At 41.3% G+C, this 13,449-nt stretch carries 15 protein-coding genes and 1 pseudogene; 14 read left to right on the top strand and 2 right to left on the bottom strand.

The window, feature by feature from the left end:
• Positions 1-178 precede the first annotated feature (178 nt).
• The 4 genes from mnmG to LU276_RS05305 all read left to right on the top strand — a co-directional run bounded on the left by mnmG (position 179) and on the right by LU276_RS05305 (position 5,050).
• The gene (gene mnmG, locus LU276_RS05320; protein WP_284672846.1) at positions 179-2,068 is read left to right on the top strand and encodes a tRNA uridine-5-carboxymethylaminomethyl(34) synthesis enzyme MnmG; all 1,890 of its coding nucleotides are present in this window, start codon (positions 179-181) and stop codon (positions 2,066-2,068) included.
• 7 nt (positions 2,069-2,075) lie between these two features.
• On the top strand, positions 2,076-3,083 hold the full coding sequence (locus LU276_RS05315) for a DNA cytosine methyltransferase (protein WP_284672845.1): 1,008 nt from the start codon (positions 2,076-2,078) through the stop codon (positions 3,081-3,083).
• Positions 3,084-3,386: 303 nt separating this feature from the next.
• Positions 3,387-4,085, top strand: a complete 699-nt coding sequence (locus LU276_RS05310; protein ID WP_284672844.1) for a hypothetical protein — start codon at positions 3,387-3,389, stop codon at positions 4,083-4,085.
• A gap of 11 nt (positions 4,086-4,096) precedes the next feature.
• Positions 4,097-5,050 carry an AEC family transporter gene (locus LU276_RS05305; protein ID WP_284674590.1) on the top strand — a complete coding sequence of 318 codons (954 nt, stop codon included), beginning with the start codon at positions 4,097-4,099 and terminating at the stop codon, positions 5,048-5,050.
• A 102-nt stretch (positions 5,051-5,152) separates the two neighbouring features.
• Here the strand turns inward: LU276_RS05305 and LU276_RS05300 are convergent, their stop codons facing one another.
• Entirely contained in the window at positions 5,153-6,298 is a 1,146-nt protein-coding gene (locus LU276_RS05300) for a cupin domain-containing protein (RefSeq protein WP_284672843.1), read from the bottom strand.
• A 179-nt stretch (positions 6,299-6,477) separates the two neighbouring features.
• On the opposite strand from LU276_RS05300, the gene prmB reads away from it, so the two are divergent.
• The 7 genes and pseudogenes from prmB to LU276_RS05265 all read left to right on the top strand — a co-directional run.
• Complete coding sequence (gene prmB, locus LU276_RS05295; protein ID WP_284672842.1) at positions 6,478-7,593, top strand: 50S ribosomal protein L3 N(5)-glutamine methyltransferase; 1,116 nt, start codon at positions 6,478-6,480, stop codon at positions 7,591-7,593.
• Between the two features lie 159 nt (positions 7,594-7,752).
• Positions 7,753-8,841, top strand: a complete 1,089-nt coding sequence (gene aroC, locus LU276_RS05290) for a chorismate synthase (protein WP_284672841.1) — start codon at positions 7,753-7,755, stop codon at positions 8,839-8,841.
• Positions 8,842-8,855: 14 nt separating this feature from the next.
• Positions 8,856-9,407: a hypothetical protein gene (locus LU276_RS05285; RefSeq protein ID WP_284672840.1), complete on the top strand. Its 552-nt coding sequence runs from the start codon at positions 8,856-8,858 to the stop codon at positions 9,405-9,407.
• Between the two features lie 34 nt (positions 9,408-9,441).
• Entirely contained in the window at positions 9,442-9,909 is a 468-nt protein-coding gene (gene ybaK / locus LU276_RS05280) for a Cys-tRNA(Pro) deacylase (RefSeq protein WP_284672839.1), read from the top strand.
• A 69-nt stretch (positions 9,910-9,978) separates the two neighbouring features.
• Positions 9,979-10,563: a hypothetical protein gene (locus LU276_RS05275; RefSeq protein ID WP_284672838.1), complete on the top strand. Its 585-nt coding sequence runs from the start codon at positions 9,979-9,981 to the stop codon at positions 10,561-10,563.
• Between the two features lie 242 nt (positions 10,564-10,805).
• Entirely contained in the window at positions 10,806-10,934 is a 129-nt protein-coding gene (locus LU276_RS05270) for a hypothetical protein (protein ID WP_284672837.1), read from the top strand.
• Between the two features lie 21 nt (positions 10,935-10,955).
• Positions 10,956-11,363, top strand: a pseudogene (locus LU276_RS05265) (phage minor tail protein L); the annotation flags it as partial.
• Here LU276_RS05265 and LU276_RS05260 read toward each other — a convergent pair.
• Positions 11,360-11,563: a hypothetical protein gene (locus LU276_RS05260; RefSeq protein WP_249100407.1), complete on the bottom strand. Its 204-nt coding sequence runs from the start codon at positions 11,561-11,563 to the stop codon at positions 11,360-11,362. The pseudogene LU276_RS05265 and the gene LU276_RS05260 overlap by 4 nt on opposite strands.
• Positions 11,564-12,088: 525 nt before the next feature.
• On the opposite strand from LU276_RS05260, the gene LU276_RS05255 reads away from it, so the two are divergent.
• The 3 genes from LU276_RS05255 (at position 12,089) to LU276_RS05245 (ending at position 13,423) form a co-directional block, all read left to right on the top strand.
• The gene (locus tag LU276_RS05255) at positions 12,089-12,547 is read left to right on the top strand and encodes a NinB/YbcN family protein (protein WP_284672836.1); all 459 of its coding nucleotides are present in this window, start codon (positions 12,089-12,091) and stop codon (positions 12,545-12,547) included.
• A 10-nt stretch (positions 12,548-12,557) separates the two neighbouring features.
• Positions 12,558-12,854, top strand: a complete 297-nt coding sequence (locus LU276_RS05250; RefSeq protein ID WP_284672835.1) for an HNH endonuclease — start codon at positions 12,558-12,560, stop codon at positions 12,852-12,854.
• 86 nt (positions 12,855-12,940) lie between these two features.
• Positions 12,941-13,423, top strand: coding sequence for a phage terminase small subunit P27 family (locus tag LU276_RS05245; RefSeq protein ID WP_284672834.1), 483 nt, complete (start codon positions 12,941-12,943; stop codon positions 13,421-13,423).
• Positions 13,424-13,449 lie beyond the last annotated feature (26 nt).

The raw sequence follows: 13,449 nt of genomic DNA, 5'->3' as shown, positions 1-13,449 counted from the left end.
GTCAATTTGGCTCTGATTTTTTATTGCTTTAAAAATCGTCCAAAAAACACAAAAGCGGTAAAATATTGCACAGCTTACAACCATTTTATGATAAAAATTGACTGGCTTGATATTACAGTCTAGTAAAAATATGCTAGAATAATAAGTTTTTAAATTAAACAAACAATAAAGATTTATTATGAGCTTTTTAACCAAAACATTTGATGTCATCGTTATTGGTGGTGGGCATGCAGGTACAGAGGCGAGTCTTGCAGCTGCTCGTATGGGGGCAGATACACTGCTGATTACGCATAATATTGAGACGCTTGGGCAGATGAGTTGCAACCCTGCTATCGGCGGTATTGGCAAATCACATTTGGTGCGAGAAGTGGACGCATTGGGCGGGGTGATGGCACTGGCAACCGACCATTCAGGCATTCAGTTTCGAGTGCTAAATAGCCGAAAAGGGGCGGCGGTTCGAGCCACACGAGCTCAAGCAGACCGTTTGTTATATAAGGCATTTGTCCGTCACACTCTTGAAAACCAGCAAAACCTTACGATTTTTCAGCAACCTGTTGATGACATCATTGTGGAAAATGGGCGTGCCGTGGCAGTGGTTACAGCCACAGGCATTCGCCTAAACACCCGCTCGGTAGTACTGACATCAGGGACTTTTTTAGGTGGTGTGATTCATGTTGGATTGGATCATCAAAGTGGCGGTCGGGCAGGTGATATGCCATCTGTTCGTTTGGCGGACCGTTTGCGTGAGTTAAAATTACCTGTTGGACGACTAAAAACAGGCACGCCAGCTAGGATTGATGCACGCACGGTAGATTTTTCTGTGATGGCCATACAGGAGGGGGATACGCCTTTGCCTGTGATGAGTTATATGGGTGATGTGTCAATGCACCCATGCCAAATCCCTTGCTATATCACGCATACCAACGCAAAAACCCATGATATTATCCGCAACAATCTTGATAGAAGTCCGATGTTTAGCGGTAAGATTGAAGGTGTTGGTCCTAGATATTGCCCAAGTATTGAGGATAAGATTTATCGTTTTGCTGACAAAGACAGTCATCAAATTTTCATTGAGCCTGAGGGCTTGACCACGCATGAATTGTACCCCAATGGCATTTCCACAAGTTTACCTTTTGATGTACAGGTTGAATTTATTCATACAATGCGTGGGCTTGAAAATGCTCATATCACACGCCCCGGCTATGCCATTGAGTATGATTATTTTGACCCACAAGCCCTAAAGCCCACACTAGAAACCAAAGCCATTGAGCATCTGTATTTTGCAGGACAAATTAACGGAACAACAGGCTATGAAGAGGCAGCGGCTCAAGGGCTTTTGGCTGGCTTGAATGCTGCTTTGCAGGCACAAGAGCGTAAGGCTTGGACACCACAACGCCATGAGTCTTATTTGGGTGTATTGGTGGACGACCTAATTACGCACGGTACTAAAGAGCCATACCGTATGTTTACTAGCCGTGCCGAACACCGATTGCTTTTGCGTGAGGATAATGCAGACGCTCGTTTGACCGCCATTGGGCGAGAATTAGGCTTGGTGGATGATGAACGCTGGGCTAAATTTAATCAAAAAATGGAAATGATAGCAAGCGAAACCGCACGCCTAAAAGACATTTGGGCGACGCCAAACAATGCCATTGGCAAAGCGTTTATGGATAATACAGGCGAGATTTTAACCAAAGAAAACAATCTGCTTGATTTATTAAAACGCCCTAATGTGAGTTTTGCTGACATCGCCCAAGTAGCGGACAGCCAAGTTAGTAGCGAAGCTGGTGAACAGATTGAAATTAGTGTGAAATATCAAGGCTATATTGATCGCCAAAATGAGGAAATTGAGCAGATGAAACGCCTTGAAAATACGCCACTATCTCTTGATTTTGATTATACCCAAGTTTCTGGTTTATCCAACGAAATTGTACAAAAACTCTCACATGTACGCCCATCTACCTTAGGGCAGGCAAGCCGAATCAGTGGTGTTACGCCTGCAGCGGTGAGTTTACTTGCGATGACGGTTAAGAAGATGGTAAAAGCTAAAAAAGAATTGAGTGATTGAGTGTGATATGAAACAAATATCTTTTGAGTTTGGAGAATGTAATTCCCAAACCAAATTAAAAGCCATTGATTTATTTGCAGGAATTGGCGGTATTCGTTTAGGCTTTGAACAAGCCTTTGGCGATGACATTGAATTTGTTTTTTCATCAGAATTGGATAAGTTCGCCAAGCAAACTTATCACGCCAATTTTAATGAAATGCCCTATGGCGATATTACACAAATTGAAGCCAAAGACATTCCGCCCCACGATATTATTTTGGCAGGATTTCCTTGTCAGGCATTTAGCATTGCTGGGTTAAGAAAAGGTTTTGATGATACTCGTGGTACTTTATTTTTTGATGTAGCTCGCATTGCTAAATACCACAAGCCCAAACTGTTATTTTTAGAAAATGTCAAAGGCTTTAAAAATCACGATAAGGGTAATACTTTTTTGGTGGTAAAACAAACTTTGGAAGAATTGGGCTATCGTGTTTATGCTGATATTTTAAATGCCAAAAACTTTGGTGTTCCCCAAAATCGTGAACGCATTTATATTATTGCTATTTTGAATGATTTTAATCAAACAGCCAATATTGATTTTAATTATTTAAAAAATATCGTTAAGCCGTCCAAAGTTGGTAGTATTTTACAAGAAAGCGTTGATGACAAATATACCATTTCCGATAAATTATGGGCAGGTCATCAACGCAGAAAATTGGAACATAAACAAAAAGGCAATGGTTTTGGGTATTGTCTGTTTAATAAAAATTCGGATTATACCAGCACCATTAGTGCCAGACATTATAAAGATGGCTCTGAGATTTTGATTGAGCAACAAGGTAAAAATCCACGCAAATTAACCCCAAGAGAAGCGGGTAGATTGCAAGGATTTCCTGATGATTATGTGATACCTGTTAGTGATAATCAAGCCTATAAGCAATTTGGTAATAGTGTGGCTGTACCTGTAATTTATGCCTTAGCAGAGCATATTCGCAAAGTGCTATTTGATGGAGAAAAATTAAATGAAGTTGCCTAAAATTGAAATTAAACAAGAAAAATCAGACATTAATTTAAAATTTTATCTGTTTTTAAATATATCATCAAAGCAAAGTTAAGAGATTTGCAAGTGAACGCTATTTTGCAAGAATACCAATTGTTTTTGACTGCTAAGGATTTGGAGTTATTTAAGAAATCCGTATTGGATAATTTTAATCAACCAACAAAAACTGCCAAAAATCAATTTAATAATTTATCAGAAATTTTTACCTAAACCAATACTTCTACTGATGTAGAAGTATTGGTATTTTCTTTAAAATTATATTTGATTAAAGATTTGTTATTGCAAGAAGCCAAACTAAAATCTATTTATGATTTGGATAAATTAAAAGAACTTAATCCCTTATCTTTGGAATATGATAAAATCACAGTTTTTAACCCTTATACCACTCGGGTAAATGGGGCTTTATTGTCATTGGCTTTCTTTGAAAGTTTGGACAATGGATTTATTTCAAAAACAACCGATGAATTTATTTTAAGCTTATCCAAGCAAAGTCAAGAATTGCAAAAGTTTGGTTTAGAACCCAATCAAATTTTTATGATTGTTTTTACTGAAAGCATCAACCAATCCATTACCAGCCATAGTGGCACGGATTATGAAAATCGTATTTTGTCGGTTTTGATTGGATTGGGAGTTGATAAGAATGCAATCAAAAAAGTTCACGATAATGCCGATAAATCCACAGAATTTGATTTGTTTTTTGAATTAAATGGCAAAAGTTATGGCATTGGTGCAAAACGCACTTTGCGAGAACGCTATAAGCAATTTATTAAAACTGCTCAAATGACCCCAATTGATGTGATGATTGAGATTACTTTGGGAACGGATTTGACACAAGAAAAAGCAAAATCCATTACCAATCACGATGTTTATTTGTTTGTGGCTGATGAAGTTTATCAAGCCAATGTTTACTTGCAAGAAATGGATATGGTATATTCTTGTCAAGAATTAAGTTTGGATTTGTTGAGAAAGTTACTATGAATACCCAAGAAATCCTTCAAGCCGCAAGCTTCGCCTTTATGATTGTCTTTCCAAACCTAGTCTTGATGGGGCTAGGTTTTTATATGAAAAGGGCGGGCAAGATTGATGGAGATTTTATTGATGCCGCATCCAAAATCGTCTTTAATTTTGGTTTGCCGTGCCTGCTGTTTTTTAGCGTGATAAAAAGCGAAGTGAACTATGCCGAGCAGTTGCCACTTATTATCGCAGGGTTTATCACAACCTTTGTGTTATTTTTTGGGGCGGAAATCTACGCCAAATTTTTTGTCAGCGATGTTCGTGATAAAGGCGTGTTTGTACAGGGGGTGTTTCGCTCTAATATGGCGATTATTGCCCTGTCGGTGGCGACCAATGCTTATGGCGTGGTGGGAACGAGTGTGGGGGCGATGTATATGGGGATTCTTACGATTCTTTATAATATATTATCGGTCATCACTCTATCACGCACAAGCCAAAATACCAACTTTAAATCACAAAGCATCAATGTCATCAAAAAAATCTTTACCAATCCGCTCATCATTGCGTTGGTGTCCGCTTTTGTTTATAAAATAGCCAATCTGCCCTTACCACCTACACCCATTACCAAAACAGGTGAGCTGCTTTCAAACATTGCTCTGCCACTTGCCCTTATCTGTGCAGGGGCGACTTTAGAGATTAAATCCATGTTGGGTTTGTCTGGCTTATCTATGCAGGCGAGTATTGGTCGGATTATCATTGCTCCATTGTTGGCAGTGTTGGTGGGTATTTTATTAAAATTGTCTCCTGTGCAATTTGGTGTGCTGTTTGTCATGGTGGCAAGCCCTGCGGCAGCGGCAAGCTATGTGATGGTAAAAGCAATGGGTGGTAATGATGTCTTGGCGGCGAATATTTTGGCGTTTACTACTGTGGTTGGCATGATAGGCATGGCAGTGGGTATGGCGTGGCTTCGGATTTTGGCTTTGGTATAGTGATGAGTGGGGTATAAAAAATGAGCCGAAGTTGGCTCATTTTTGTTGGATATGGACTTATAAACATACTTGCAAAAGTACTTGCCATGCCATTGTCAAACTTTAAATCAAAATCAGCCAATTGTCATTTAGCCAATTTGTACAGCTTGCCAACAGTTGATCATTTAAATCATCAAAGATGATTGCTTCATTATTGGTAAACCGCTCAATGAGTATTAACTCTTGGTCATTAAAGCAAATATGCTCGCCGTTGATGTACCAGTCATTATTTTGTAATACAAAACGGCACGCAGGATTGATCATCAAGCACTCGCCATTGTGTAGTCGCTTAGCAAGTTCATTAGGGCTTAATTCATCATCAAAAGAAATCAGATTGTACCCTCGCTTACTAACCAGCTCACTGATTGCTTGAGTTAAGATGGCGTTGCCTTGATCGGAATTTAGTAGGTTAATCAGCTCATCTTTGATGGCGTTGATGCTATCATTGGATAATTCATGAGGGCTGTTTTGCACATTTTGGGGCAAAACCAGCGGAGAAAACAGGGCGTGTTCACCAGTGGCGATATCAGCGATTTCATCTAGGATTTGCACCATGTTTGGGCGGCGAAAACCAAACGAAAAAGTCAGGCAGTCATCAATCGCAACACCATAATGACTAAGGCGTGGCGGCACATATAAAACATCGCCAGCTTCTAAGATTTCGTCAAAAATGATTTCTCCCATGTCATCAAGCAGTCGAATGGGTTGACCTTCGATGAATGGTGTGTCGCTATCACACATTTTACCCAGTTGCCAACGGCGTTTGCCGTAGCCTTGTGCCAAAAACACATCATATTCGTCATAATGCTCGCCTACGCTACCGCCAGCTTGAGCAACTGATACCATGATGTCATCTTGTTGCCATCTTGGAATAAAATCAAAGACCTGCCAAAGTTCACCAAGCTCAGGCGACCATTGTTCTAGGTTTTGTACCAAGACCGTCCAGAGTTTGGGTGTGTTTTGCAAATCCTGCTCGTTTAGGGGCGAATTTTTGAGTGTCCATACTGTTGGGTTGTTGTCTTGCTGGGTGATGAGACGAGCTGATACACCGTCTTCTATTGCCAAGTCTAGTACATCGGTTGGCTCAAACATACCAACTAAAGCGGGCAGACCGTTTTTAATCAGCAAAGGTTTTTTTTGCCAGTATTCTTGCAGGAAAATCTCTGGCGTGATATCGGTAGGAAGGCAAAAGGGTAGTTTATCGCTCATAATGTCATTTCTTTGGTTAAAACAATGGGCTATTTTAGCAATTTTTAACCAAAAAAACTATGTAAATGGCTAAAAACTTATTGATTGATTTTTTAGGTGATGTGCAAAAACTGGTTTAAAAAAAATAAAATTTTCTTTATAATGGCAATTTAGTTTCTACCTATTAAAAAGGCAATAGCATGTCGGATACCACCTATAAACACGATGAATTTTATGACGAATACGAGCAAGAGTTTGACTTGGAAGATGGTAAATTAAACCAAGCACAGATAGATGCGTTGTATGCGAAACTTGATGAAGCAGGGCGTAATCTGCGTAGCATTCGTGATTTTATCCGTTTTTGTGTGAGCAAACTGCGTGAATATGATGTGGTGGTGGCACAGGGGACAACTGATGAATTTGCTGAAAGTTCTGCGATTGTGCTACATACTCTTAATCTGGATTGGGAGGCAAACCCTGAAATTCTTGATTGCCGACTAACTGACGGTGAAAAACAGGCAGTACTAGATTTATTGGGTCGCCGTATTACTGAGCGTAAACCCTTGTCTTATCTCATCAATTTGGCGTACTTTTGCAATTTGCCTTTTTATGTGGACGAGAGAGTGCTTATTCCTCGTTCACCCATTGCCGAGCTGATCAGTCAGCAGTTTTATCCTTATTTTGATGTGGACAATGTGGGCAAAAGCAAGTTTTTCTTACACGGATTACAAGAGTTGCAGTTATCACCCCCTGAGCGAATTTTAGATTTGTGTACAGGTTCTGGTTGTATTGCCATTGCTTTGGCAGTAGCTTTTCCTGATGCGAATGTCGATGGGGCAGACATTGATAAAGACGCATTGGAAGTGGCATGGACGAATGTGGAGCATCATAATCTAGAGCATCAGATGAATTTACTCCAAAGCGATTTATTTGAAAAAATCCCTGCTGAGAATCAATACGAATTGATTGTTACCAACCCACCTTATGTTGATGCTGAGGATATGGCAGAATTACCGCCAGAGTTTCTACATGAGCCAGAACACGCTTTGGCAGCAGGACAAGATGGCTTGGATTTGGTGCATCAAATTCTCTATCATGCCCCAGACTACTTAACCCGTGATGGACTGCTGGTTTGTGAGGTGGGCAATAGTGAATGGCATCTACGACAGGCTTATCCTGAGATTCAGTTTGATTGGTTGACTTTCCAAAAAGGTGGTAATGGGGTATTTGCGATTACTTGTGAGGAGCTTTTGGAGTATCGAGAGGAATTTGCAAGACAGGTTGAGAGAGTAAAAGGCGAATCGTGGCTGAAATAACACAGGTAGCCATCATTTAGCAACTTAGCAACCAAATTTTTATGAGATAAAAGGTAAGTCTGTTTAGCGATACGCCTTTTATAAATAACAGCGTAATGAAAATAACAAAGATAGGTGGTTATCTTGCCACTTTGTTTTAAATCATTTAGAGGGGGTAATATGTCAGGTAATACCATAGGGCAACTTTTTAGTGTAACCACTTGTGGCGAGTCGCATGGTGTGGGACTTATGGCAATCGTGGACGGTGTACCGCCTAATTTACCCTTGTGTGAAGAAGATTTGCAAGCCGAGCTTGATCGCCGAAAACCTGGCACATCTAAATTCGCCACCCAACGAAAAGAAGACGATAAAGTAGAGATTATCTCTGGGGTATTTGAGGGGCGAACCACAGGCACACCGATTGGACTGTTAATCCGCAATACCGACCAAAAATCCAAAGATTATGGCAATATCGCCAAGACCTTTCGTCCTAATCATGCCGATTACACCTACACGATGAAATACGGTTTTCGGGATTATCGAGGCGGTGGTCGTTCTTCCGCTCGTGAAACCGCCATGCGTGTGGCAGCAGGGGCGATCGCTAAAAAGTATTTAAAAGAGCGTTTGGGCATTATTATTCGTGGTCATGTTACGCAGATTGGCACCGAAAAAGCAGAAAAGCTAGATTGGGATATTGTCAACCAAAACCCGTTTTTTTGTGGAGATAGTGATGCTATACCCAGATTTGAAAAACTGATTATCTCACTTCGTGAGCAAGGCACAAGCTGTGGGGCGAGGCTAGAGATTCTTGCTCATAATGTTCCTGTTGGTTTGGGAGAGCCAATCTTTGATCGTTTAGATGCCGATATTGCCCATGCAATGATGTCTATCAATGCTGTTAAGGGTGTGGAAATTGGTGATGGCTTTGGTGTGATTGAGCAGTTTGGCCATGACAGTCGAGATGAACTCACCCCTGATGGCTTTTGTGCCAATCACGCAGGCGGGATTTTAGGCGGTATTAGTAGTGGGCAGACCATCCGTGTCGCCATTGCTCTAAAACCAACCGCCAGTATCACAACCGCAGGCAGGACGATTGACCTAGACGGTCAGGCAACTGATGTCATTACTAAAGGTCGTCATGACCCTTGCGTGGGTGTGCGAGCAACTCCTATTGCTGAAGCCATGCTTGCCATTGTTCTGCTTGATCATTACCTGCGTCATCGTGGCCAAAATGCCGATGTTGCTTATCCATTAAGACCGATTGAGTGAGTGCTTGGTGTGATATGTTTTTTGACATAAAACTGATTTTTAAAGCCTTGAGTTTGCCACTACTGTTTGTTGGTCAGTTAAGTATTGCCAACGAATCAATGTTGATGGACTGGTACAAAATGATTACCCCTAATTATGCTCAATTCCAACAATTGTATGGTTCGGATTTGGACAATATGGTGTTTTCACAGACTTTTCGCCCCAGTAGCGAGCAACAATTTTCAGATGAACGACTTAGTTCACAAAAAATACAGCTTGGGGCGAAATTGTCCGAAGGGGCCTATTATCATTGTATGGTTTGGGGATATCATCGATTAAGCCTAATGTATGATGACCTAGATGATATTTCTGATCATATTTTACAATTATGCCAAGATCACGAAGATGTTTATGGTATTTATAATATCTTATTGGCTTCAGACCGTTACGGCTTTTTCATGACTGAGAAACAAGCATGGCAACGCATCATAGAAAATCGAGCAAACGGTACTCATGATAATAGCGACTTTCACAAAGCTGTACGCCAAAGAATTCATCAGCTCAACCAAGATTCACCCACTCATTAACCCTAACTATCCTTATTAGCAAGCGATATAAGCAATGACACCTGCCATAACTTTATTAAAAAGGGCTAAAGCTGAGTTTAGTATTCATGAATACGACCACGACCCAAGCAATACTAATTTTGGGCAAGAGGCGTGCGAAAAACTAGGTTTGGCTGATATCGAAGTTTTTAAAACTTTACTGGCAACAGATGGCAAGAGTTATTTTGTGGCAGTATTGCCTGTGGCATATCAGCTAAATCTGGGAAAATTTGCCAAAGCAGTGGGTGTTAAGAAACTAAGAATGGCGGATATTGCCAGTGCTGAGCGTATCACAGGCTATCTGGTTGGCGGTATCAGTCCTATCGCTCAAAAGAAACGACTGCCTAGTGTGATAGACCGCACCGCCCAAAGCCTAAATAAAATGTATGTTAGTGGTGGACGGCGTGGGCTTGATGTGGGAATGATTCCTGCTCATCTTGCTAAGGTGCTTGGAGCAAGTTTTGTGGATATTATTGATGACTGATAAGGTCTTGGTTTGGATAAAAAGTCTATCATAAAGTATGTTATAATGCTATTGTATGGCATTTGACTGATGCACCAAGTTCTTGTGGGTTGTCAGACATTATGGTCAATGGACGCAAGTAGGGTTTATGATGGTATGGTATTTGTGAACATGAAAAAAAGATGGGTGAAACAGCCGACCGCATGGATCTTTGCGTTATCGGCATTGCTGTATGGGTGTAAGCTAGACGAACAGCCACTTGAAATTACCCCAAGTCATACAGATCAAGACGCTAGCGAAAGGGTGAGTGTTGGCATAAAGCAGTTGCCAAGTGCCACTCCGCTAAATAGGCGTACAAAAGCACAAGATGAATGCCCAAGATTGGTGCAAAAACGCATTGATAATACGGTTATTTCTCGCAAAGACAGTATTTTGAGTAGTACTTGCGATTATTTTATTTATCCTGCTATTGGTGATGTGGTCAGTGTGGCGGTGTCTGATCGTCGTTTGAAGCCGTATCTAAATACCCCTTATTATCACGATTTTGCCAATGGCGATTATCAAGTGGTGGCGAACGGTCGCCATGTCATTCGTTTGGAATATGACGCATTTGAGCGTCAGCCTGCGGTGATGGATTATGTCATCACGGTTGAGGTCAAACCATCAGAGTATTAAACCGAACAAAGGTTGCAACAGTCTTTGTCTGGTTTTATAATCTAGTCATGATATGCAACCATTTGTGGATGGCATGATTACCGTCAGTCAGTCGCAAGATTTTAAAGAAAACAATACCTGCAAGTTTTTCCAATCACAAATATGATGATGCCCTGTATTTTTACTACCAAAAGAAGGTGGTATTTTGGTAGGTCATGAAAAGATTTATTTTACTCTCTACAAACCAGTCCTACGATTGCTTGATGAGACAGAACAATTTTACTTCTTTAACAGGCATTGCACACGGTGCCGGCACTGCGATTACAGCAGGTATTTTAGGTGGTGTAGGTGGCATGGCAATGGGCTGGGGGCGTTGGCACTTGGAGCAGTAACCGCACCCAAAAAAGATGAGCTTATGCCTAAAGTTTAGTGATTTTGTAGGGGCTAAATTAAAAGTCATTCACACATTAGCAGAATATCTGACCAGTGCTGATGAACAAAATTATAAAATCCAAAACTGGTACATTGAACAAAAAACATCAGAAACCAATGCCACCACCACCTTTGAGCTGTCAAACCCTGTGGACTTTGAGGGCTTAAAAATCCCAGTGCGTCAAATCACCAGCTACTGCCATTGGGCGGTGTGTGGTCGTTATCGTGGCGAAGAATGTGGCTATATCGGCACCAACCGCTTTACCACAGATGGCAAGCCCACCGACAACCCAGAACTAGACAGATGTGGTGGGCGATTGACTGACTGTCAACTAAGAGACAATGAACAACGATTTGGCGGTTTTCCTGCCAGTAGTTTGGTGGGTTAGTCAAGCGTTTTGGCATACTCAACCAAAGCGGTTTTGATTGCCATTGCCTTTGAGCAGCCCTTGCGTGCTACAATGCTCTCAAGGGCTGCTAGGACTTCTGGCTCGGTATGACTGATGACAAGTCCGATGCGTGCCAATGACTTATCAAAATAGTTAGCGGTTGCTTTTTTGCGTGCTTGTGGGCTTGCTTTATCTGCCATAAAAAATCCTTGATTTTTATAAAAATGGTGCTATGATAATGGGTAAGGAATGTGCTAAGTAGGACGGCTATCCCACTTAGCACCCAGTTTGTTAGTTGGTAGCTAACTCACTGGCTTATTGCTTACCAAGCATTTATGCTAATAAGTAGTAAGACAATAAGGACGATGATTTGGATTAACTTGTACATCGTTCTTTTCCTTATTTATCACTAGGCTTGTCCTAGCCCAATCAACACCCCTTGTGTTGATGGAATGTATTGTATTACAATATACAAATAAAGCCAAGTAATTTCTGCGTTTTTTCGCAAAATTATTTGGCTTTTTTATTTTATAAGCCATTGAATTATAAACACATATTCAGCCGTCCAAGTGCAACTTGGGCGGTTTTTTATGGGTGCAAAATGAGACAACTAAAATAAAAACTGCTTAGTTGGGCGGTTTTTTTAATGATTGGATTTCGGTTAGGATTTGGGTTAGTTTTTGCTCAATGCTATTAGGTGGAGCAATCCCTATCGGAGTAATGATTTGGCTTTTGATTTTTTAAACCACTTTTTAGACACACCAAACAAGGTTGTTGTAACCATTGGTATTGATGATGATAAGGCAAGAAGCCTTGCTCAAAACCGCCTTTACTGGAAATGGTTGCACCAGTTAAAACAGCAAACAGGGCAAGTTTTGAGTAAGATTTATGCACGAGATGACGGCGATTTTGCCCAAATGGTAGAGAGTGTCGCACAGTGCAAAGGCTTACTTGACGATTGGCAGTATGAGAATTTAGCAAACAATGTCATTAAAAACATCAGCACAACAAAAGCGAGCATAAAACAAATGAGTGAGTATCTAAACAAAATTGAGATTTGGGCGTTTGGCCAAGGGCTAACTTTAACCGTGCCTAGTGAGTTGGATTGGGTGTGGCTGCCAAACACTCAATGGCAAATTGCACAGTATAAGGCATGGGGCGGTAATTGGGGTCATCGGTCTTGACAAGATAATAATGCATTGTGATGAACACGCCCATCAAAGGTATGGCTGGCACAAGAGTCAGAAAGGTCGCACCGCATCCGAGCGTGGCTATGGGCAGGCGTGGAGAAAACTTCGCAAGCAAGTCATGCAACAAGATGGTTATATCTGCCAAGTTTGCCAGCATTCAGGCAGGTACACACCTGCCACCGAAGTGGACCATATTGTCAGTAAGGCACAAGGCGGTACAGACGACTTAACAAACCTACAAGCCGTCTGCCATGCCTGTCACCAAATAAAAACGAAGGCAGAGAGATATGGGGGTGGGTAAAAAGTTCACGGCATCAAGCGGTATGACCGACCCCCTGCTAAAATTTTTACGACCGCAAAATTAAAAGTTTAGGGGGTAGGGCAAGAATGGGCGGAATTGCGACAGTTGCAGGGCGTGGGCGAAAACCTAAGCCAACAAAGTTGAAAGAGTTAAACGGCAATGCTGGTAAGCGTGCATTAAATAAAAATGAACCCAAGTTTGGTGCGATAACCAACATTGAGCCGCCTGAGTGGTTGCCACCGTTGGCATTTGAGATGTGGCGACTTGTCATGCCAGAGCTATTGAGCAATAAGGTTTTGACGATTGCAGATGTACACAATATTGAGTGCTTTTGTGTTGCTTATGCAAGATGGCGAGAAGCACAAGAGCACATAAAATACAACGGCATTGTCATCACGAATGAAGAAACTGGCTCGATGGCAAAAAACCCTGCGGCTACTGTGATGAATGAGACAGCTCGTCAATTGGTGCAGTTCGGTTCGCTATTAGGGCTTGATCCGAGTAGTAGAGCAAGATTAACAGGTGGGGCAAAGCAAGAAAATGTAAGCAATCCATTTGCGGATTTGTGATTTGGTTATTACTAACTAAATTTTCT

The sequence above is a fragment of the Moraxella haemolytica genome (assembly GCF_030177935.1).
In the GTDB taxonomy this organism is placed as follows: domain Bacteria; phylum Pseudomonadota; class Gammaproteobacteria; order Pseudomonadales; family Moraxellaceae; genus Moraxella; species Moraxella haemolytica.
This window is presented reverse-complemented; position numbering and strand designations above follow the sequence as displayed.

What these genes read in the sequence shown, in the direction of transcription:
- LU276_RS05270 (WP_284672837.1), top strand. Translation starts at nt 10,806, where the DNA reads ATGAGACAGAACAATTTTACTTCTTTAACAGGCATTGCACACGGTGCC.
- LU276_RS05245 (WP_284672834.1), top strand. Translation starts at nt 12,941, where the DNA reads ATGGGCGGAATTGCGACAGTTGCAGGGCGTGGGCGAAAACCTAAGCCA.
- LU276_RS05260 (WP_249100407.1), bottom strand. Translation starts at nt 11,563, where the DNA reads ATGGCAGATAAAGCAAGCCCACAAGCACGCAAAAAAGCAACCGCTAAC.
- LU276_RS05315 (WP_284672845.1), top strand. Translation starts at nt 2,076, where the DNA reads ATGAAACAAATATCTTTTGAGTTTGGAGAATGTAATTCCCAAACCAAA.
- LU276_RS05285 (WP_284672840.1), top strand. Translation starts at nt 8,856, where the DNA reads ATGTTTTTTGACATAAAACTGATTTTTAAAGCCTTGAGTTTGCCACTA.
- LU276_RS05300 (WP_284672843.1), bottom strand. Translation starts at nt 6,298, where the DNA reads ATGAGCGATAAACTACCCTTTTGCCTTCCTACCGATATCACGCCAGAG.
- LU276_RS05250 (WP_284672835.1), top strand. Translation starts at nt 12,558, where the DNA reads ATGCATTGTGATGAACACGCCCATCAAAGGTATGGCTGGCACAAGAGT.
- LU276_RS05275 (WP_284672838.1), top strand. Translation starts at nt 9,979, where the DNA reads ATGCACCAAGTTCTTGTGGGTTGTCAGACATTATGGTCAATGGACGCA.
- ybaK (WP_284672839.1), top strand. Translation starts at nt 9,442, where the DNA reads ATGACACCTGCCATAACTTTATTAAAAAGGGCTAAAGCTGAGTTTAGT.
- mnmG (WP_284672846.1), top strand. Translation starts at nt 179, where the DNA reads ATGAGCTTTTTAACCAAAACATTTGATGTCATCGTTATTGGTGGTGGG.
- prmB (WP_284672842.1), top strand. Translation starts at nt 6,478, where the DNA reads ATGTCGGATACCACCTATAAACACGATGAATTTTATGACGAATACGAG.
- aroC (WP_284672841.1), top strand. Translation starts at nt 7,753, where the DNA reads ATGTCAGGTAATACCATAGGGCAACTTTTTAGTGTAACCACTTGTGGC.